Origin of the sequence: Aureliella helgolandensis (assembly GCF_007752135.1) — a bacterium.
GTDB lineage: Bacteria > Planctomycetota > Planctomycetia > Pirellulales > Pirellulaceae > Aureliella > Aureliella helgolandensis.
Map to the genome: position 1 here is coordinate 4,033,076 of NZ_CP036298.1, position 19,350 is coordinate 4,052,425.

At 55.6% G+C, this 19,350-nt stretch carries 14 protein-coding genes; 8 read left to right on the forward strand and 6 right to left on the reverse strand.

What is annotated here, in order from left to right; genetic code table 11:
- Positions 1–264: 264 nt before the first annotated feature.
- From Q31a_RS14415 to Q31a_RS14430, 4 genes are all read right to left on the reverse strand, one after another.
- The gene (locus Q31a_RS14415) at positions 265–831 is read right to left on the reverse strand and encodes a SpoVG family protein (RefSeq protein ID WP_145079023.1); all 567 of its coding nucleotides are present in this window, start codon (positions 829–831) and stop codon (positions 265–267) included.
- A gap of 39 nt (positions 832–870) precedes the next feature.
- Positions 871–1,845, reverse strand: coding sequence for a 4-(cytidine 5'-diphospho)-2-C-methyl-D-erythritol kinase (ispE, locus tag Q31a_RS14420; RefSeq protein WP_145079026.1), 975 nt, complete (start codon positions 1,843–1,845; stop codon positions 871–873).
- Between the two features lie 166 nt (positions 1,846–2,011).
- Positions 2,012–2,473 carry a nucleoside-diphosphate kinase gene (gene ndk, locus Q31a_RS14425; protein WP_145087259.1) on the reverse strand — a complete coding sequence of 154 codons (462 nt, stop codon included), beginning with the start codon at positions 2,471–2,473 and terminating at the stop codon, positions 2,012–2,014.
- A gap of 466 nt (positions 2,474–2,939) precedes the next feature.
- A complete protein-coding gene (locus Q31a_RS14430; RefSeq protein ID WP_145079029.1) occupies positions 2,940–4,082 on the reverse strand; it encodes a hypothetical protein in 1,143 nt (380 codons plus the stop codon).
- A gap of 548 nt (positions 4,083–4,630) precedes the next feature.
- Between Q31a_RS14430 and Q31a_RS14435 the strand changes: the two genes are divergently transcribed.
- The 6 genes from Q31a_RS14435 (at position 4,631) to Q31a_RS14460 (ending at position 12,209) form a co-directional block, all read left to right on the forward strand.
- Entirely contained in the window at positions 4,631–5,884 is a 1,254-nt protein-coding gene (locus Q31a_RS14435) for an efflux RND transporter periplasmic adaptor subunit (protein ID WP_197356822.1), read from the forward strand.
- 13 nt (positions 5,885–5,897) lie between these two features.
- Positions 5,898–7,139 carry an ABC transporter permease gene (locus Q31a_RS14440; RefSeq protein ID WP_145079035.1) on the forward strand — a complete coding sequence of 414 codons (1,242 nt, stop codon included), beginning with the start codon at positions 5,898–5,900 and terminating at the stop codon, positions 7,137–7,139.
- Positions 7,140–7,263: 124 nt separating this feature from the next.
- Positions 7,264–8,004: an ABC transporter ATP-binding protein gene (locus tag Q31a_RS14445; RefSeq protein ID WP_145079038.1), complete on the forward strand. Its 741-nt coding sequence runs from the start codon at positions 7,264–7,266 to the stop codon at positions 8,002–8,004.
- Between the two features lie 1,032 nt (positions 8,005–9,036).
- Entirely contained in the window at positions 9,037–10,116 is a 1,080-nt protein-coding gene (locus tag Q31a_RS14450; protein ID WP_145087261.1) for a DUF1559 domain-containing protein, read from the forward strand.
- Between the two features lie 91 nt (positions 10,117–10,207).
- A complete protein-coding gene (locus tag Q31a_RS14455) occupies positions 10,208–10,519 on the forward strand; it encodes a hypothetical protein (protein ID WP_145079041.1) in 312 nt (103 codons plus the stop codon).
- Positions 10,520–10,616: 97 nt separating this feature from the next.
- Positions 10,617–12,209 carry an FG-GAP repeat domain-containing protein gene (locus Q31a_RS14460; RefSeq protein ID WP_145079044.1) on the forward strand — a complete coding sequence of 531 codons (1,593 nt, stop codon included), beginning with the start codon at positions 10,617–10,619 and terminating at the stop codon, positions 12,207–12,209.
- Here the strand turns inward: Q31a_RS14460 and Q31a_RS14465 are convergent.
- Positions 12,163–13,905 (reverse strand): CRTAC1 family protein, encoded by a 1,743-nt coding sequence (locus Q31a_RS14465; protein WP_145079047.1) that lies wholly within the window; start codon positions 13,903–13,905, stop codon positions 12,163–12,165. The genes Q31a_RS14460 and Q31a_RS14465 overlap by 47 nt on opposite strands.
- Before the next feature lie 20 nt (positions 13,906–13,925).
- On the reverse strand, positions 13,926–15,179 hold the full coding sequence (locus Q31a_RS14470; protein ID WP_145079050.1) for a tetratricopeptide repeat protein: 1,254 nt from the start codon (positions 15,177–15,179) through the stop codon (positions 13,926–13,928).
- Between the two features lie 729 nt (positions 15,180–15,908).
- Between Q31a_RS14470 and Q31a_RS14475 the strand changes: the two genes are divergently transcribed.
- The gene (locus tag Q31a_RS14475; protein WP_145079053.1) at positions 15,909–17,309 is read left to right on the forward strand and encodes a DUF1552 domain-containing protein; all 1,401 of its coding nucleotides are present in this window, start codon (positions 15,909–15,911) and stop codon (positions 17,307–17,309) included.
- An 11-nt stretch (positions 17,310–17,320) separates the two neighbouring features.
- Entirely contained in the window at positions 17,321–19,270 is a 1,950-nt protein-coding gene (locus tag Q31a_RS14480) for a DUF1592 domain-containing protein (RefSeq protein ID WP_197356824.1), read from the forward strand.
- The last annotated feature ends 80 nt before the right edge of the window (positions 19,271–19,350 follow it).

Sequence of the window (19,350 nt, forward strand, 5' to 3'; positions counted from 1 at the left end):
CCAGCTCGTAGCTAAATTCGTAGCGAGCCCGGCGACAAGCCCGGTAGGAGTCTTGTGGGCATCATTCTGCTTGTCGGTCGTCGATACGTGAACCCACCTCGCAATTCCTTGCCTGGAGTAAAGGGGCAGGAGGTCACTCGGAAACGGGGAGCCACTGCCCGTTTCGTGGGTTCGATGGGAGTTGTTCCCTCGTCTGCGAACGCGGGTGAAAAGGAGTCGCAGCAGCAATGACGTTTTTTAGTCGCTGCCAGTGTCTCCAAGCGACTATTCTTTGGAACGCGGCGCACTGGGGCTATCGGCCGAACGCAGGTTGGTAGTCATGTGCGGCGGTGGCACTGAACCCGTACCTTCCTGAGCGGGTGATTCTCCAGCTGGCGACTTGCGCTGTGGTTGTGGAGACTCCGGCACTTCGCTGTTCTCGTAGGAATCGTCGTAGCGCGAAACGTATCCCTCCAATTTCGCCCGTTGTAGTTCTAAGCGATATTCCTCAACGACGTGGCACTGGATCAGATCCCGACAACTTTGATTGATGGGATGCGCCACATCCGCATACAACTTATTCGTCGTGTCTTCTTCTCGTTGCCCGCGCTGTGAACGAACCTTTGAACCGCAATTGTTGCAGTAGTTGCTCCGAATGTGATTCTTATTGCCACATCGCGCGCATCGATTGGTCAACTTGCGGCTGGGCATGGCCACGAACGGACCATGCGAACCCTCGATGATCTTAAGATCTCGCACAACAAAGCAATTGTCGAATGTAATTGAGCAGAATGCACGAAGACGATCTTCGGATTCTTCCATGAGCTTTATACGAACCTCGGTGATGTCCACGGCTAGTAGCTCCCATGCTTTGGCTTCGTGATGTACCGACTAGCTCCTCAAATCGAGCAATTGTTGCTCTACCGAGGCGTGATAGCATGCGGTGGCCGAATAGACGCGAGGCACCAGCTTAAGAGCTCGCTCGCGTAGGGTTTGCTGTTGCAACCTATCGTCGATCAATGCAAAGCAACTGGAGCCACTCCCGGACATCAAGCCATACTGAACTTGGCAATTTCGGAAGAGATCCAGTTGGCGGTCGATCCAACCATTCAAACATACTGCAGAAGATTGTAGAGCATTTGATAGCGCTGCGCCAATCATTTCTTGATCTCCCTTGGCACACGCGGTGAGCATCTGGGAGGAGCTTGCTGGGGCAGTTTGGCTCAGCGTCTGCTGCGCGGCATAGTGCGCGTAGATTGCTGCAGTGTCGCACCCCTGAGGCGGGTGGGTTATCAGGAGGTTTAGGGAAGGCTGGTAGGGCAGGAACTCGCATCGTTCCCCCCGGCCGGTAGCCAGTGCGAGCCCGCAACGGCATGCATCCCCTAAGAAAAAGGGGATGTCGGAGCCAAGTTTGGCGCAGATCGCGTAGGCCAATGAGCGATCCCATTGGCCCCAGGCTAAGAGGCTTGCGACCACCGCGGCGGCTGCATCGCTACTGCCGCCGCCGAGCCCCGCCGCAGCTGGAATCTGTTTGTGCAAGGTGATCTTTGCACCCTGAGTGGTTCCCAGATGAAGTTGTACCTCTTCGACGGCCCGCACGACCAAATTGCGGTGATCCGAAGGGATGTTCCAAGCGGGATCCGAAACCTCCGACGATTCGGGGGCTTCGCTGGGGTGGTGAACCGCAAGTGCAATCGCTTTGGATTGAGTTGGCTCGAGCAGGAGGCGATCATAGAGGGAGATGGGACACATGACGGTCTCAATCTCGTGAAAACCGTCTTCGCGGCGGCCCAGCACTTCCAAGAAGAGATTGACTTTGGCAGGTGCGAATATTTCAATCGTCGAGCCGGAGCATTGAATCAGCATGCCGCTTACGCTTGTAGATAGAGTAAGAGTAAACCGCTGCGAAATAGGACGGGGGCGATCTCGCGTCGCCTTTCGCTCTGCGAAAGTCAGCGTTCATCAGCGCTACTTTCTCGGAGCGAAAGGCGACGTGGTGCTCTGCAAAATTGCAAGGAGAGCGACCGACCGCTTAGGCTTCGTCGCCCGCACGCAGCGCGGGGGTGAGCAACAGCTCATGATCGCACAAATCGGATTCTGCGAAGTAAAGCTTCAGCTCGCGGGCGGCGCTTTCGGGGCTGTCCGAAGCGTGAACCAGATTCATTTGTCGCGAGCTCGAGAAGTCACCACGAATCGTTCCCGGAGCTGCATTGAGGCCGTTGGTAGCACCCAGCATGTCGCGAATCAAGCGAATTACATCCAGCCCTTCGACTGCCAAGGCAACGATTGGAGCAGAGACAATGAAGGCCTCTAGACTAGGGTAAAACGGTTTCGAGACATGCTCTGCATAGTGCTGTTTGGCCAAATCAGGGGTAACTCGCAACATTTTCATCGCGACGATGTTAAGTCCCTTTGCTTCGAATCGGCTGATGATTTGTCCCATCAGGCGGCGCTCAATGCAATCAGGCTTCAGTAGTACCAAACTTCGCTGCAACATCTCTAATCCTATCTCTCATTCAAAATTGGTGAATTCCATTGTCTGCCCTTCAACTGGGGCAGGCTGACGTTCGCGATGAGCGAATGCCAGGCGAGGCAGTGCGCTGCCTATAGAGCTCAGCTGTCACCGCATCAATCCGGCGAAGGGTAACAATGCCAAAACTCGTCGGTGGGATAGGGCTGCGGTGCGTCCCCAGCCAGTACCTTTATTGCTAAGCTCTGGTCGTTGCTAGGTTCTAGCGAGTCAAGATCCGTTCGCAAGCAGCGTCAGGATCGTGGAATCTCATCTGCCACCGTCGCCAGACCGCGGGGGCAGGGGCGGGAGGAGCTGGAGTCCACAAAGTCCCGACGGAGTTCATGCCTTGGGCACTCGCAACCAGCGGGTACAGATTGTGACCGGAATCCGACGCGGCGCGAAGTGCTTTATGCTGCGTTGTCGTGTTCTGAATCGCCGCATTTTGGGATCACCGCCAGACAACGGGCGTTTGCGCCTGAAGGTAGCGGTTGAGTCGTGGCTGGTTTCTTGGGAAGCCCGAGGGACCGAACACGGGATGTGTCCATGCTTCTACAGCAGTTTCCATGGAAACATCGTTGGTCGTCGGGAGCTGCAGATTGGAATCTACGGGGAGCTGCTGAGAGTCAATGTATGTTTCCGGACCTTGGTCAAGTTTGGGATCTGCCAGCGGCCACTCGTTGTCCCTCTCCAACAGGAAGGGATCTGCGGCAAGGGGGGCCGTTGGAATCTCTGCCATCGGTTGTGACGAAGGTAGGCTGCGATGATTTAGTGTGGCTGCAGCGGTGTCCTCCACACCCAGTGGATCGCTGGAACCGTCGACCGGTGGAAGGCTGCCGGACTGTTCCATCAGGTAGGAGCTCAGCCAAGGCGGAATGATTGGGGAGGATTCGAGCCGAGCATCGGAAGGTGATGGGACCGGGAGCTCATCGGCGGGGCCGTTCAGCAGATCCGAAGAGCTAGCAGGTGTTTCGGATTGTGGAACTTCGGGTAACGGCTGCGGTTCCAAGTAGATGGGTGACTCTGGTTGCGGAGCTGCTGGTTGTGGTGAACCAGCTTGCGGTGGAAGAATGGATAAAGGAATTGGGGGGGCGATGGTTTCACCAATGGGCTGGTTCGAGTACTCGTCGGGGACTTCCGGCAAACTGGGGATCTCATGGGTGCCCGGGTAGGTGGATTGGAAACCGCCGACAGCGGCGATCGGTTGCGGACTGTGGGGTTGGTAGCTCTGCTCGTATGGGAATAGGAGTGCCTGACTCGGGTATTGATTTTGATTGCCTCGACGCATCAGCCTGCCCGCGTTTCCAGCTTGGCCGATTTGATAACCTTGGAAGGAATACCCGGCGCCGAGATATCTACCGGCACGATTGAGGAGCGATTCGCTGCCCTGCTGGGCTACGGCGGCCTGGGGGGCGGTAAGCAGTAGCCCGCAGGCAATCCCGCTCCAACCCAATCGCTTGAGGTGAGATGTCAAAGTGGCCGCAATTGCACGTTTGCTGGTGCGTCGGGCCACGTGATCAGCCTTGTGAGTTCCCAACGCGAAGTGACAACCAACCTCTGCAGATTGCCTAATCCGGATAAGTTCTCTGCGCATCGGTGAATCCTCCTTGAGTCCAATCAATCCGTTTCATTCCGCATCCAGCGTTAGCATCGGCAAAACGCTTCAAGCCAGCCCACCGAAAGCTCAGTACCAGTAACGACAAATAGTCCGCTGCTGCCGAATATGACGGCTGGCGTCTGGCTCGGAATCGAGAAAGGGAGGGAAATGAAGTTGCTGGTCGCCTCACTGAGGATTGCCGCCGCTCGACTGCGGATTGGAAGCGGGGCAGCAGCCAACGCTCCCTCCCGCCACGCTCTGCGATGCTTCATACGTCTGGATGCGGACAGATTGGATTGTGACCACAGGAGCACGACAGACCGTTACAAACGGATACAGTTCAACACCGTCCTTGTGTAGACGCTACGGTGCGTTCATCGCAGAATGGCACCTAGGCGATGGAGTTGGTGGGATTGCCGTGTCGCTTGCCGGGCAGCCTAGTTGTGCTTAGGGATAGCACATGGCAGCGATCCATGCTTGCCGCGGGCCCGAATTCGCCAATTTCAGAGCACCGACTGCTCTTCTACACTGTACCGAACGATTTCATGCCAAAGCTCATCAAACCGCTCCTCATCCTCATGGCGCTCGTGTGCGTGGGGCTGTTGAGCTATCGCCCCGCGCTCAACTATTGGAAACTTCGCAATCAGCCCAGTTGGCTCACCGCGCGAGTCGTGCGCGGCGATGCCGTGCGAATGATCAATTCCACCGGTACGGTTCAGCCGGTGTTGTCGGTTTCGATTGGTTCGTTTGTGTCAGGCCCCATTGTCGAACTGAACGTTGACTTCAATGACGAGGTGCGAGAGGGGGATCTCTTGGCGCGGATCGATCCGCGACTGTTTGCGGCGAATGTGGCGCGTGATAAAGCAGTGCTGGCGACTCGGGAGGCGGAGCTGGCGCGTATCAAATCGGATCTACAGCAGGCGCAGAATGACCTCAGGCGGGGTGAAAGCTTGCAGCTCAGCAACCAAAATTTCATGTCTGAATTTGAAATGGATACGCTGCGCTTCGCTTGCCAAGGGCTCGCGGCTCAAGTTCAGTCCGCCGAAGCGGGCATCATGCAAGCGCAAGCTAGTTTGGAAAATTCACAAGCCAATTTTGAGTACACGGAAATACGCTCGCCGGTCGACGGAATTGTCATTGATCGGAAGATCGACCCGGGGCAAACCTTGGCAGCGCAGTTCCAAACACCGGAATTGTTCATAATTGCGCCAGATTTGCAGAAGCAAGTGCATGTCTTGGCGTCGGTGGATGAAGCCGATATTGGGTTGCTATTGCGCGCCCAGAAGGAGGAGCGTCCGGTTACCTTTACCGTCGATGCGTATCCGGACGAATTGTTCTACGGCGAGATCGAACAGATTCGTTTGAGTTCTGTGAATGTCCAAAACGTGGTTACCTACCCCGTCATCGTGACTGCAACGAATTACGAGCGCAAGCTGCTGCCGGGGATGACGGCCAGTCTGTCCTTTGACGTGGAATCTGTCGCGGATGTGGTAAAGATTCCCAATGCGGCGCTTCGGTTCTATCCCGAGGATATGAATTACGTTGCTCCGGAAGATCACGCATTGCTCGACGGCTCACGCTGGAAGTCACAGGACGCCGCCCACGCTGGCGGTATGACAGCCGAAGAAAAGACTGCGGCGCAGCGGCTGAAGAATACGCGGCACGTGTGGGTTGTCGAGGAGGGAATGCTGCATGCTGTCGAAGTTACCACGGGGCTAACGGAGAACAGCTATTCCGTTCTGGTATCCGGTTCCCTGGAAGCGGGAGCGGAACTCGTAACTGCTCTGGAAACGAAATAGGGGGGCTGGGCGAATGTCATACTGGGACACCCTAATCATTGCGGTGCGAGCACTGTGGAAAAACAAGATGCGCGCTGGCCTTACAGTGCTTGGCGTGGTGATTGGAATCGCGGCAGTCACCACCATGGTGTCGATTGGACAGAGCGCTAGCGGATTGGTCCAGGGCCAATTTGAGATGCTAGGGACGAACGTCATCGTAGTACTTCCGGGCAGCGCTCAACGAGGAGGGGTCCGCCAAACGGGCATTCCCAGCCTAACCGAGCAAGATGCCAAAGCCATTGGTGAAGATTGCAGTACCGTGCTGGCCGCTTCTCCCATTGTGGGCACCGCTGGCCAAGTGATCTTTGGGAATACGAACTGGAGTCCCCGGGAGATGCAGGGGGTAGGAGCCGACTATCTCACGGTCCGCAATTGGAACTTGGAGGCAGGTGGGTTCTTTTCGAAGGACGAAATCTCCGCCGGTGCAAAAGTCTGCGTGATCGGGCACACTTTGGTTGCGAAACTATTTCAGACGTCCAATCCACTGGAGCAATTGATTCGCATTAAGAATATTCCCTTTCGAGTCGTTGGGGTGTTGGGCAAGAAGGGGGCGAATATGGTCGGTGACGACCAAGACGATATCGTACTCATGCCGCACACAACTGTGCGGCGCAGGATGCAGGGCTCAAGTTTCGGTGAAGTGCATGCCATCATGGTCTCGGCCGTTTCCTCCGCCGCGATGTCCGCGGCGACCAACGAGATCGAGCAACTGCTCTATGAGCGGCATGCAATCGCTCCCGGAGAGGAAGCGGACTTTCAGGTACAAAATACGACGGAAATTGCTGCGACGTTGGGCATTATCACGGGCACTTTGACGCTGATGCTATCTGCCATTGCCGCAATCTCCTTAGTCGTGGGCGGTGTCGGGATTATGAATATTATGTTGGTTTCAGTCACTGAGCGAACACGGGAGATTGGAATACGAATGGCAATCGGAGCGCGTGGTAAAGATATCTTGCGTCAGTTCTTGATCGAGTCCATCGTCCTGTCCAGTGTGGGCGGAGTGATTGGTGTACTCTTGGGCATGGCCGCTAGTGTTAGTGCCACCTTGCTCATTAATGCGGTCAGCACGGGTAGCGACTGGCCAATCATCATTTCCCTGCCCGCTGCGGGCGTCGCCATGGCGTTTGCTGCGGCAGTCGGCATCTTCTTTGGGTACTACCCGGCCAGAATTGCCAGCCGACTCGATCCAATCGAGGCCTTAAGGTACGAATAGAGGCAGGCCGCCGCCGAGCGAGCCGGGCTGCGGAAAGCAGACGCGAATCCAAGGAGTGTATGGATAGCCATGCACGACGGATGTTTACATTATCAATCCTTTCGTTTCGTTCCAAGGTGGTTTGATGGCACTGATTGAACTGCGTGATGTTCGCCGTGAATACGACTTGGGCGAAGTTCGAGTGCACGCGCTGCGGAGTGTCACTTTGAACATCGAACAGGGTGAGTACGTAGCGCTGATCGGCCCCAGCGGCTCTGGCAAATCGACGTTGATGAACACGCTGGGGTGCCTCGATCGTCCAACGCATGGGAGCTATCTTTTGGCCGGCCAGGAGATCGTTGACATGTCGCGCGACGACCGTGCCCGCATCCGCAACGAGAAGCTGGGATTCGTGTTTCAGAACTTCAATCTACTGAACCGCACATCGGCTTTGGAGAATGTTGAATTGCCCCTCCACTATGCCAATGGCATGACGAGTCGGAAACGCCGCGAACGGGCCAAGGATTTACTGAACCAAGTGGGCTTGGGGGACCGCATCGATCACCATTCCAGTCAACTGTCAGGAGGGCAGCAACAGCGTGTCGCCATCGCGCGAGCCCTGGTCAATCATCCCTCCATCTTGATGGCAGATGAGCCCACGGGAAATTTGGATTCAAGGACCAGCCGCGAGGTCATTGAGTTGTTTCAGAAACTGAACGAAGATTTCGCATTAACGGTGGTCTTAGTCACGCACGATCCCGCCGTTGCTCGGAACGCAAAACGGATGGTAGTGCTGCGCGACGGGAGTGTGGTTGAAGACACTTCGGACTTTCAACTCGCCATGCGAGCTATTCAACAAGACGCCTTTTCAGAGGAAGAGTTTTAAACCTGCCGGCTATCCTGCGTTGCTTGCTGGGAGCCAGAGCTAGGAAAGGCCGTCCTCGCTTCTGCCGGGCGAGCTTCGGACCGGAGCTTACAAGTGCAGCCTACCATGGCTTGGATTGGGCCGATCGGCCTCCATCGCGGGCTTGTCCCGGCGGAGCTAGCGAATTTGCCGGGGCGAGCTGCAAAGCCACCGACTGCGTGGCACTGCCTTGCGTTTCGCGAAAGAGTTCGGCGTCTCGAAGAGCTCTAAGACGTTCTTTCCGCCCGGGCGAGCCCGCAGCGGAGTTCTATTGGAAGAGCGTGTGTTCGCTTGGTAGTTGGCAGTTGCAGCACCGCCCGGACAAGCCGGACGGAAGCTAGCCAGACTAGCGTGGCGACAGCCAGAGCTGGAAAAGTTCGTGCTCGCCGAATTTTGGCGTCGTGCTCTTGCGAGGTCTTGACTCGCAAGAGACACCAGGAGTCGCAGTACTGCGTGCTCAGTTGAGGAGCGTTCGTCCGGTACTCCTACTGTGGATTTGGCTAGCATCCATAAGGATGGCAATTGGCAGGGGACACTTCAACTCCGTACAAATTGCAGCCACCTTTGGAATTATTTCCTAGAAAATTATAGGAAAAGTTTTTTCGATCTAAGAACGATTGCGACCCGCCGAGTAGCGGGCACTCTGCATATTTAACCTTCAGAGATTACGGTGGCGTAAGGATGCAGTGTGTTGTTCTGCAGGCTAGTGTGTGGAGGAAGTGCTTAGTGCACAGATTTAAGCTTACGGAAGAGTTAGGGCGCGGGCGTGTTGATGACTGGAGCGTTAGGTTTGCAGGGCGTTTGGTCGCCCGTTTTTAGGGCTGACCTGATGCCTTCAGCTCGACTGTTCGGGTCATCATTCCAGCATTCCCTTGACGATCAACCTTAGTGTCAGCAGAATTGTTTGACGGGTCTCATGTGAGCTTGGTGTGATCTGTGGATCCATTGTTGAAATTCTCATGAGCAGCCAAGTCTTTTTGTAATTCTTTTTCACAACGTTTGAGGAAATTCGGAATGAAACGAACTTTTAGTGCGAGCCAATCGCGACGAGGATTCACACTCGTTGAATTGCTTGTGGTGATTGCAATCATCGGTATTTTGGTAGGCCTGCTGCTACCTGCGGTACAGGCTGCCCGTGAAGCGGCTCGTCGCATGTCCTGCAGCAACAATCTCAAGCAACTGGCGCTGTCGGTACACAACTACGAAAGCACTCACAAGAGGGTGCCTCGTTTGGCGAGCTCCGTGTATGCAGATGGCATCATGAATCAAAGCAACTGGCACGGTTATTCCGCGCACACCATGTTGCTGCCCTACATTGAGCAAGGCGCTCTATTTGCACAGTTTGGATTCAACCAGAATCACTATGAAGCTGCTGTAATTGCTCCTCCAGGTAGTGTGCCAGCCCTCATCGCTGGTCACACTCGCATCAGTGCATTCCTTTGCCCCTCGGATATTCAGTATCCAGCCAGCTCCAACAAGAACGCCAGCGGCTGGGAATTGGGTGAGTTGGGTAATAACAACTACGGTTGTAGCGAAGGCTCTAACTCCGGATACAACGTCGCCTCCGGAGAACAGAATGGTTTCTTCAAGCGCCAAACGGAAGCATCTTTCGGGGACATCGTCGATGGTCTTTCCAATACGATCATGATGGCCGAATTCAACAAGGGCGATAACACGTCGAGCAGCTTTACAGCCGTCGGCGGAGATTTCGCCAATGGTGTAGCTTTCCCAGGTAGTTGGACACACCAATTCCCGACTCAAGAAGCCTTGACCGAATACGGTCAAGCCTGCTTGGCTGCAGGCGTATCCAGTCACCGTAGTACGGCTGGCTTCCGTTGGATCGCTCCTGGTTTCTACAATACGGCAATCAACACTGTCGCTCCGCCAAACTGGCAATACCCAGGCGGCATGCCATGTGCCGGATGTGGGCAGGGGGATTCGCAAGGCGTCTTCCCAGCTCGCAGCCGACACACGGGAGGAGCTCAACATGCATTGGGAGATGGTTCGATTCACTTCATCTCGAACAGCATGGATTTGAGAACGTACCAAGGTTTGGGAAGTGCCCGCTCTGGCGACGTTGCTACGCTCGAGTAGACTATTGCTCTGTGGTTTTTCGGTTATTGCAACCCCGTAGTACTTCACCTTGTACTGCGGGGTTTTACATTTAAATGTCGAAGGAATAGTTATGGTTTTGGCGCGTTGTTTGTTGGTAGCGAGCCTCATCGTCCCGATGGTTGGATGCGGAGGAGTTAAGGAAGAGAAGATTACGGTCCCAAGTACTGCGATCGAAGCCAGTGTTCGGTCAACACTCGAGGGATACGTAAAGTCTGGCCAAGTGGGTAGCAGTTTGACGAGTCTCGAATCCGATATCAATGGAATCGCTAGTACAGACTCTGCCAAAGCAGAATCGCTGAAGGAAAAGTATTTGGAATTGCAGCGCGCAACAAAGCCTGCTGAAGTGAAATCCACTGCGGAAGCAATGCTGAAGATGCTGTAGACTTGGTCTAAGGCAGGGCGGTTGTTTATCGCTTCCGCGGTAGACAGCCGCCACCGGCCAACTGCATCCAATTAGACTTCTGTGGGTGAAATGCACAATGGGAATGCAAGCGGGGACGCGTATCCTTGGGTATGGGCTGCTTGCGATGCTATTGCCGTATGGCTTGGGTTGTTCGCGCCCCAGGTCTGCGAGTCCCAGCGCAATTGCGGCTGAGAGCGATGAACTGTCGGACGCAAGCATCGCCTGCATTCGCAGCTTCTGTGGTGACTGTCATGCCGTGCCGCTTCCTGAGACGTTCCCGAAATCGCACTGGGAAGAGGAAGTTGTTCAAGGCTACAAATTCTATATCGACTCTAAACGCAGCGATTTGGTCGAACCCAAACGCAGCGATACGATCAAATACTTTCGCGACGCGGCGCCAGATAAGCTGACGCTTCCTGCGCAGGTCGATCGTAGAACGCACGTTCAATTTGTCGCCGCCACTCCGGCCGGCCTTGAGCCACTCGCCGAGATCTGTGTTTCCAATATGAATTGGAATGCCAGCGATGCGACTCTGCTGGTGTCGGACATGCGTTCTGGGCGGGTGCTGCGATATGAGGTAGCCAATGCATGGTCGTTCACTGAGCTTGGCCGCGTCGCTAACGCGTGTCGAGTAACGCCCTGTGACTGGGACCAGGATGGGGCTACCGACTATCTGGTGACGGATTTGGGGAGTTTTTCGGTAGGCGACCATCACCAGGGACGGGTTGAACTCTGGGTCGATCGCGAGGGGCAGTTGGTTCGTCAAGCTTTGGGGGGCGAATTCTCTCGCGTCGTCGAAGTGCAACCCATTGATTTCGACGGTGATGGGGATCTCGACGTGATCGCAGCCGACTTTGGCTGGCGGACTACCGGCGCCGTGCGGTTGCTCCGCAATCAACAGGTCGACCACAATTCGCCCAGTGTGCAGACGGCGGTGAAGGTGGATATGCAATTGGAAGTCCTCGACGACAGACACGGGGCGTTGGGGGTTGAGGTGCTCGATCTCAATGGTGATGGCTTTCTGGATTACTTGGTTGCATTTGGACAAGAATACGAAACACTCGAGGCCTACTATGGAAATGGGCGAGGGGAGTATCGTAATCAGGTGCTGCTAGAATTGGCCGATCCCTCCTACAATTCGAGTTCGATCTGCATTGCAGATGTAGACGGCGATGGCTTGCCAGACATCGTCCATACCAACGGCGACACGATGGACGCGTTTCTACCGAAACCCTATCACGGTGTGCGATGGCTTCGGAATCTAGGTGGCGAACGCTGGGAGGTGCAGGAACTCGGCTTACTGGTGGGAGCACTCCAAGCCTGCGTGGCCGACTTCGACGGAGATGGTGACCAGGATATCGCAGCGGCTGGCATGTTGCCGTTCTACGAGGAGGAGGTCTATGGTCCGATTGACTCGGTAGTTTGGTGGGAGCAGCAGGCTGACGGAAAGTTTGTCAGACATGCCCTCGAGCAATACGGTCCCTCACACGCGAGCTGTGTTGCCGGGGATGTCAATGGTGATGGCCTGGCCGATTTGATCGTTGGGAATTGGTCGCCGGGTAAGGAGAGCTTGCCGGTCCAAGTCTATCTCTCGCAGGCTGCCGCCATGCCACTGACGGCCGCTAGTTCGCAAGTTTCGGTTGTTGGATCACAACGTGAGCTTGATTGACGGCGAGTTCAACTTGCTCCACTGAACCATCCGGCCAAAACACTTTGGCTTCGACACTGCTCGCCTGTCCGGTGAATCCCCAGTGCAAGGCATACGCCCCTTGGGAGAGATAGCCGCCGCCGCCAACAACATGCCGTACCAATACCTGTTCTCCGTGGGAGACCTCGACGCGTGAGCCAATAGCATCTCGATTGACGTTGCGACCGATCAACTTCAAACTCAGCCAGTTTCCCGCAGGCTGCGATTGATTGAGCAGAATTGAAAGGGGCTCCTTGATGTGACTGAAGACGAAGTCCGGCAAACCGTCTTGATTGAAATCGGTTGAAACCACGGCGCGTCCGCGATGGGGAGTGCTGAAGTAGCCGCTGCCTGCCACGTCCGCTCGCTCCAGCCGACCGTTGCCGTTGTTGAGCAGCAGCAATGCGTCTTGGGCTACCAGCGAGCTACCGGGAAAACGATTGACGTGACCATTGGAGACGACTAAGTCTTCGTCACCGTCGAGCTCTATGTCTACCGCCACTGTTCCAAATCCGACGAACAGGTCGCCGATGGCGGTGATGCCGGTCCGTTCCGTCACGCATTGAAAGTTCCCGTTGCGCTGATTGCGATACAGGCAAAACGTTTCGTTCTCGAAGTTGGTAACCCAGATATCGGGTTGTTGGTCTCCATCGAAGTCCAAGATAGCCAGGCCCATGCTGCCATTGGGCGTTCCGCGGTGGTCCAAAGCGGTACCGCTGAATAGACCGGTTTCCTCGAAAATCCCCTCACCATCATTCAAATAGAAGAAGTTCTCGGTGGTATCATTGGCAACGTAAATGTCGACATCAAGATCGTGATCGAGGTCGGCAACGATGACCCCCAACCCTTTGCCGGCGGGCACTAGATTGGCGGTTGCCGTAGCGTTGATGAAGCCGCCTTGGGCATCATTCAGATAGAGCATGTCGTCCAGACCTAAGAAGTGGGCTGGTGCGCACACATCGCGCTGGCCCTGGGCCGACGACGAAAAACAAGGGGGATTCTTGGCCCAAGACCAGTCGACGTAATGGCACACATACAGGTCGGGTAGACCGTCCTTGTTGAAATCACCAAAGGCTGTCGAGGATGACCATCGGTCGTCCTCCAATCCGGCCAGTTGGGCGCACTCTACAAACGTGCCGTCTCCCATATTTCGAAAATACTGCAAGCCATCGTAGCCTGAGATAAGGACATCGGGGAAACCGTCGCTATCACAATCGGCAACGCTGCAACCGTGGGTATAGTGGGACGCAAGATCGATGCGGGCTTGTGCGCCGATTTGATCAAATGCGAGGCGCTCGGATTGCTGTCGGTAAAGTAGTGAGGGGAGCCCTTCGATGGATTGGCTCTCGGGCAGGATCGCCCCTCCACCTGGTGTCCAGAGGTCCATGCGGCCATCGAGGTCAAAATCTAGCAAGCCCACACCGCCACCTAGGCTTTGCAAGATGGAATGGGCATCTCCTAATTCTCCATTGTCATAACTCGCTTTTACGCCGGCATCCGCATCGATTGGTTCAAAGGCATAGCGGGGCGAGCGAATCTCCTTGTCGGGTGGTGGAGGTGGCGTCGATGCTGGCGGTTCTCGTCGGCAACCACTCGAGCCGAGGGCTGCCATCGCAAGCAGGGCGGTTGCGGCAGCGCCATGGCTGAAGTTGAACGCACGCAGTAGAAGTCGTTTCATTCAGTATTACCACTCATGGCCTAGTTTAGTTTTTTGAGAAGTTGGAGGACCTCTTGATTGCCTGGATCGTACAGCAGGATACTTTTTAGCCAATAGACGCCGTTGCGTGCCGACTCGTGCTCCAGGAGTATTTTGGCAAGTTCCAAGCGGGATTCGGTGTCTTGCGGATTGGCTTGTATCTTGTCCCAGTACACGTTTACGGAAGCGAGTGCCTCGCGCGTTACCTTGACTTGGTCAAATTCCTTCTCTGCTGCGTCGAGTTCTCCCAGGCCACGCAGTGCAACCGCGTAAGCATAGCGAGCTTCCAAATCGCGTGGGTAGAAGTCGACGGCCATTTTCAACCACTTCTCCGCCGCTTCGAAGTTGCCTTCATCGGACTCGATCTTTCCCAGCTCCACTGCAGGTATGAGGCGTTCAGCGGGCTCTTCCAGCTTGGTGTAGGATTCCATGATCTCCTCTACGCTGTGCGTCATCACCTGGACCAAGATTTCTCGCGCCTCGGCGAAATTTCCTTGAGATTTCAAGCAAGTGGCGATTGCTGTTTGAATAGGGAGGGACGCACCGGCTTCTGGAGCGCTCTGATACACTTGCAGCGCTTCATCCACATTCCGTTGTTCCAGCAGCAAACGACCGATGCTAAAGGTGGCTGCCGTAAAGTTGGGATCGCGCGATTGGGCCCGGCGATAACTCGTCAGAGCGAGCTCCGCCTGACGCTGATGCTCCAGGATTCGTCCCTGGCGGAAGGGGGGGCGAGGGTCGTCCGGGAAGTCCCCCTCCCAGGCTTCAAGAATTCGTTGTGCATCCTCAAAACGCGACGAGGCGGCGAGTCCGTTGGCGTAAGCGACGCAAATTTCCCGGAGGTCTTGCGGCTCGTTCAACATCCACGTGTTGAGTTGCCCCTCAAGGACCTCATCCAGCTGACCGACCTGTGCTTTGGCTAGGCCCTCCTCCAATTCGATCCGTTTGGGGGGATAACCCTGCCGCTCTGCCTGGCGGAGAAGGCTGGACATTTTGCGGAAGTCACCGCGGTGTCGAGCGATGCGGGCTTCGAAAAACAGCGTCTCGGGCTCTTGCCCAATCGACAACCAAGGGGTGTAAGCCAGATACCCTTCGGCCTCTTGGTCCTTCCCCAGCTCCAGAGCTTGGCGCACGAGCATCGAATTGATACGCAGCGCTCCACCGGCAAGGTAAAAAACGCAGACGGCGACGATCAAGCCGAGTGCGTACAGGAGTGAGCGACGCAGCGATGGGAGGGAGAAAATTCGGCCTGGCATTGGCGACTTATGCGTTAGACGGAAGGTGCCCAGTTAAGCCCGGCGTAAGGTCGACGCCCGTGGACAAAGGGAAGAATGCAACGAGCGAAACATGTACTGCTGGGGAGCAGCAAGCGGCAAAATAGGTGTCTGTACCGTCTTCCGCTACCGCCTACTTCGTGGAAGTATTGGAAAGAGCATGATTAGTTTACCAGATGTATCCATCGTAGCGCTCAACCCATTTTAATCGAAGGATTGCCGTGGGTGCCAGTCATGTTTTGAAGCTTGCTATTTCAAGTTGGGTGGCAGTCAGTCAGTTAGTTGGAGGCGCGCGGTGTCCCTTCAATCCCCGTACTCTGCAAAGGTCCCGTAATGAGGTGCAGACGCCGCGCAGTCCGTGGCGCGAGCAGCAATTCGAGAAAGTCGCCGGTCGACGCACCAATTCTGTGCGTGGAATGGGTATGCTATATCCATCAGAAGCGATTGTGAGCGATCCAACCGAGCGAGTCGATCTGGCGCCTTGCAGCTTTGCTGCGTGAGAATTGGCGTCAACGGGATGTCCGGTTGGCCGCTGCCATGCGTCCTGCGGCTTGAAAAATCAGAGGCACGGATCTTTTCCGAGGTCGTCGTTGCAGATGAATGAAGAGCCAGCATAAAAACACCCGCCGCTGCCATCACCGCTAGAGTCCCTCCCGCCTCAATCTAGCGACCTTGGCCGTTTAGCCCACCGAGTTGTAATGGAGAGGTCCTATGCCTATCAAGAAGCATCTATCGCGTCGAACCGTACTGCGTGGCCTAGGAGCGAGCGTTGCTCTACCCTGGCTCGACATTATGGGCACCGCTTCGGTGCAAGCTGGTTCCCAAGCGGGACCTCCCTTGAGAATGGCTTACTTCTACGTGCCCAACGGTGTCAATATGGACGCGTGGCGGCCGACGGTCGATGGCCCTCTCACCGAGTTGTCGCGCACGCTTCAGCCGCTAGAACCGGTCAAAGATTCGATTACCGTGATCAGCAACCTGGCTGCAGAGCACTGTGACGGAACGAGTGCGGCACACGAGCCGGCTGGTGGTGGATTCCTCGTGGGGAAGAAGTGCAAGCATTCTGAAGAGCCCGAAGTGGGGGGGGCGTCGGTCGATCAAATTGCAGCTAAGGAGATCGGACTGGCGACTCCGGTAGACTCTCTGGCATTGGGGATTGATCCTGGGCACCGTGGTGACCATGGCTACAGCGGCACCTACATGTCTCACATTTCTTGGAAAAGCAAAACCACACCATCGGCGCTGGAGCTGAATCCCAAGCAGCTCTACGAGCGACTGTTTCGTGGCCGCACGCCAACTCGACCCGATTGGAATCAAGAGCAAGCCGCCACCGCGCCGGCCGTGGATACGCTTGAGACCAGCGTGCTCGACTTAGTACAGGAGGAAACGCGAGCTCTTCAGCGCAAACTTGGCTTCTCCGACCGTCGCAAGCTCGAGAGCTATCTCGATGGCCTTCGCAGCATTGAGCGGCGGGTCACCTTAGCCACGCGGGATGCCTATTCCCATCACCAAGATGCTTTCACCGAGGATCCACTGCTGCATGCCGACGAGCCGGATCTGCCGGAGTTGATTATTCCGGGTGGCCGCGGGGTGCCAGAGGTCTATGCAGACCATGTGAATTTGATGCTGGATATTCTGACTCTGGCCTTCCAGTCCGATACGACGCGTTTGGCGACCTTCATGTTTTCGTACGAAAAATCGGGGAGGTCGTACTCAGAAATCGAAGCACCTGGATCCCATCATTCAAGTTCCCATCACCAGAAGAAGCCCGAAACGCTCGAGCAACTCGCCAGGATTAATACTCACCATATCGCGCTCTTTTCCCGCATGCTGCAGCGCATGGCAGCGATTGACGAAGGAGGTTCTTCATTGCTCGATAATGTCTTGATCTGCTACGGTTCGGGGATCAGTGACGGTAATCGCCACAACAACGATGACCTACCAATTTTAGTCGCCGGTGGCGGCCGGCAGCGCATCGCCGGCGGCACGCATCTCAATCTGGAAGAGAAGACCCCTCTGTGCAATCTGTATCTCGAAATGCTGAATCAAGCGGGCATACAGCGCAAGAACTTCGGCGACAGCACAGAACGATTGAATTTGCCAAAAGTATGATTGCTAAATCCATGAACTCGCAGAAATCTGCTTGGATCGTGTTCTTGCTCGTTGGCGTCGCTTTCCCGCTAGACGCGGTGGCCCAGCCAGGTAAGCAGAACGATCCGTTGTCTTGGGATCGCAATGTTCGCGGGCTGTTCGGACGCTATTGTTTGGATTGCCATCGCGGAAGGGATCCTAGCGCTAACGTCGACTTGGCAGTGGATGAAAATCCCTTGCATATTTTGGAGCATCGCAAGAAATGGAGAGCGGTGCTCGAAGTCCTGCAGGCCGGACAAATGCCACCTGAGGATGAACGGCAGCCCAGCCAGGAAATGCGGCAGCAGATGATCGACTTCCTGGAAGTTACTTTGAATAGTATCGACTGTGGGCAGGTGGAAGACCCCGGCAAACCCGTGCTGCGACGTTTGAATCGGGTGGAGTACGACAACGCCCTGGAGGACTTGACAGGCTTGGACCTGAGCTTGGCCGATGACTTTCCGCCAGATCCGGTGGGGTATGGATTTGACAACATTGCCGATGTACTTACGCTAACTCCCGCGCAGATCGAGATGTACCATTCCGCGGCGGTGAAAGCCACGCAGGCCATCGTTGAAGCACGGCGCTCTAACACGCGGATCGATCCGATTCTGTTCGGCTCTATTGGGACGGAACGAGGTAAGGAGGAGACTTGGAGCGGGGAGAAGTCGCCTAGCACGCCGCAGGAAGGTGCTCACGTTCGCGAGCTCGCACGTGAGGGCATCAGCAATTTCGCCTTCCGCGCATTTAGACGTCCCCCCGACGAATACTACATCAATCGCTTGATGCGCATTTACGACCGAGCGATTCAGGAGGATCAGTCGCATGCGGAGGCTATGAACTACTGTTTGCAGGCCGTATTGATCTCGCCCAATTTTCTGTTTCGGATCGAAGCGGATCGTCCCAACGAGTCGCAGGCCTACCGCGTTGATGACTTTGAGCTTGCTAGCCGGTTGAGCTACTTGATTTGGTCACGGGCTCCCGATCGTGAACTCTTGCAACTAGCGCAGGAGGGGCAATTGCAGGTTCGCGCCACCTTGTTGGCGCAGATCGAACGCATGTTGGCTGATTCCAGGAGCAAATCTTTAGTTTCCAATTTTTTCTTCCAGTGGCTCGATCTCCGCTTGCTGGATTCCCATCAACCTAGTCCAAGCGAGTTCGGTGATTTTAGCGAAGCTTTACGAGACTCGATGAGGGGCGAAGTTGAAGCTTTGCTGCATGCCATTGTGCGTGATGAAGCTCCTCTTACGGCTATCATTGATCACGACGCGCTCTACGTCGACCGGCGTCTGTCAGCCTACTACGGCTTGCAACCCGTAGACTCGGAAACTCCAGTTCGCGTCTCCGCGCCAGATCGTCGTCGAGGAGGCTTGCTGACAACTGCGGCGCTCCTCATGGTCCAGGCTGATCCCGGCCGCACCAACATTCCACGACGCGGAAGTTTTGTGGCGGGCCAATTGTTAGGCGCACCGCCTCCTCCACCGCCACCCGATGTCCCGGAATTGGTGGTGGTCGATGATGGCCAACAGCGTTCCCTGCGAGAGATCTTTGAATTGCATCGCAGCAGCCCTGCATGCCAGAACTGCCATTTGACCATCGATCCCATTGGGTTTGCGCTCGAGAATTACGATGCGATTGGGCGTTGGAGAGACGAAGATGGCGGGGCTCCCATCGATCCAGCTGGAGAGCTGCCGGATGGGGTGCAATTAGAGGACATCCGATCACTCAAAGACTTTCTTCTAAGCGAACAAGAGCAATTGTTACGGACCATGGCTTCCAAGCTATTGACGTATGCCTTGGGAAGAGGTTTGTCCGCGCCGGACGATTGCGTGGTAGAAAAAATGGTCGAAGCAGCCCAAGCAGAGGAAGCTAGTTTCTCTGCCATGCTGGTGGCACTCGTCGAGAGCTTTCCGTTTACCCATCGGATTAATCCTGAGTTTTAGCGTTGCGAAAATAGGTTCAAGTCGGCTGGATGGCCCCTATGAGGGAGCTTTCAATGGGTAAGTGCTAAGGGGCTTCTGAA

Bases quoted from the DNA above. Each gene is read 5' to 3' on its own strand.
- ispE (WP_145079026.1), bottom strand. From the start codon at position 1,845: ATGCTGATTCAATGCTCCGGCTCGACGATTGAAATATTCGCACCTGCC.
- Q31a_RS14430 (WP_145079029.1), bottom strand. From the start codon at position 4,082: ATGCGCAGAGAACTTATCCGGATTAGGCAATCTGCAGAGGTTGGTTGT.
- Q31a_RS14435 (WP_197356822.1), top strand. From the start codon at position 4,631: ATGCCAAAGCTCATCAAACCGCTCCTCATCCTCATGGCGCTCGTGTGC.
- Q31a_RS14440 (WP_145079035.1), top strand. From the start codon at position 5,898: ATGTCATACTGGGACACCCTAATCATTGCGGTGCGAGCACTGTGGAAA.
- Q31a_RS14445 (WP_145079038.1), top strand. From the start codon at position 7,264: ATGGCACTGATTGAACTGCGTGATGTTCGCCGTGAATACGACTTGGGC.
- Q31a_RS14450 (WP_145087261.1), top strand. From the start codon at position 9,037: ATGAAACGAACTTTTAGTGCGAGCCAATCGCGACGAGGATTCACACTC.
- Q31a_RS14455 (WP_145079041.1), top strand. From the start codon at position 10,208: ATGGTTTTGGCGCGTTGTTTGTTGGTAGCGAGCCTCATCGTCCCGATG.
- Q31a_RS14460 (WP_145079044.1), top strand. From the start codon at position 10,617: ATGGGAATGCAAGCGGGGACGCGTATCCTTGGGTATGGGCTGCTTGCG.
- Q31a_RS14465 (WP_145079047.1), bottom strand. From the start codon at position 13,905: ATGAAACGACTTCTACTGCGTGCGTTCAACTTCAGCCATGGCGCTGCC.
- Q31a_RS14470 (WP_145079050.1), bottom strand. From the start codon at position 15,179: ATGCCAGGCCGAATTTTCTCCCTCCCATCGCTGCGTCGCTCACTCCTG.
- Q31a_RS14475 (WP_145079053.1), top strand. From the start codon at position 15,909: ATGCCTATCAAGAAGCATCTATCGCGTCGAACCGTACTGCGTGGCCTA.
- Q31a_RS14480 (WP_197356824.1), top strand. From the start codon at position 17,321: ATGAACTCGCAGAAATCTGCTTGGATCGTGTTCTTGCTCGTTGGCGTC.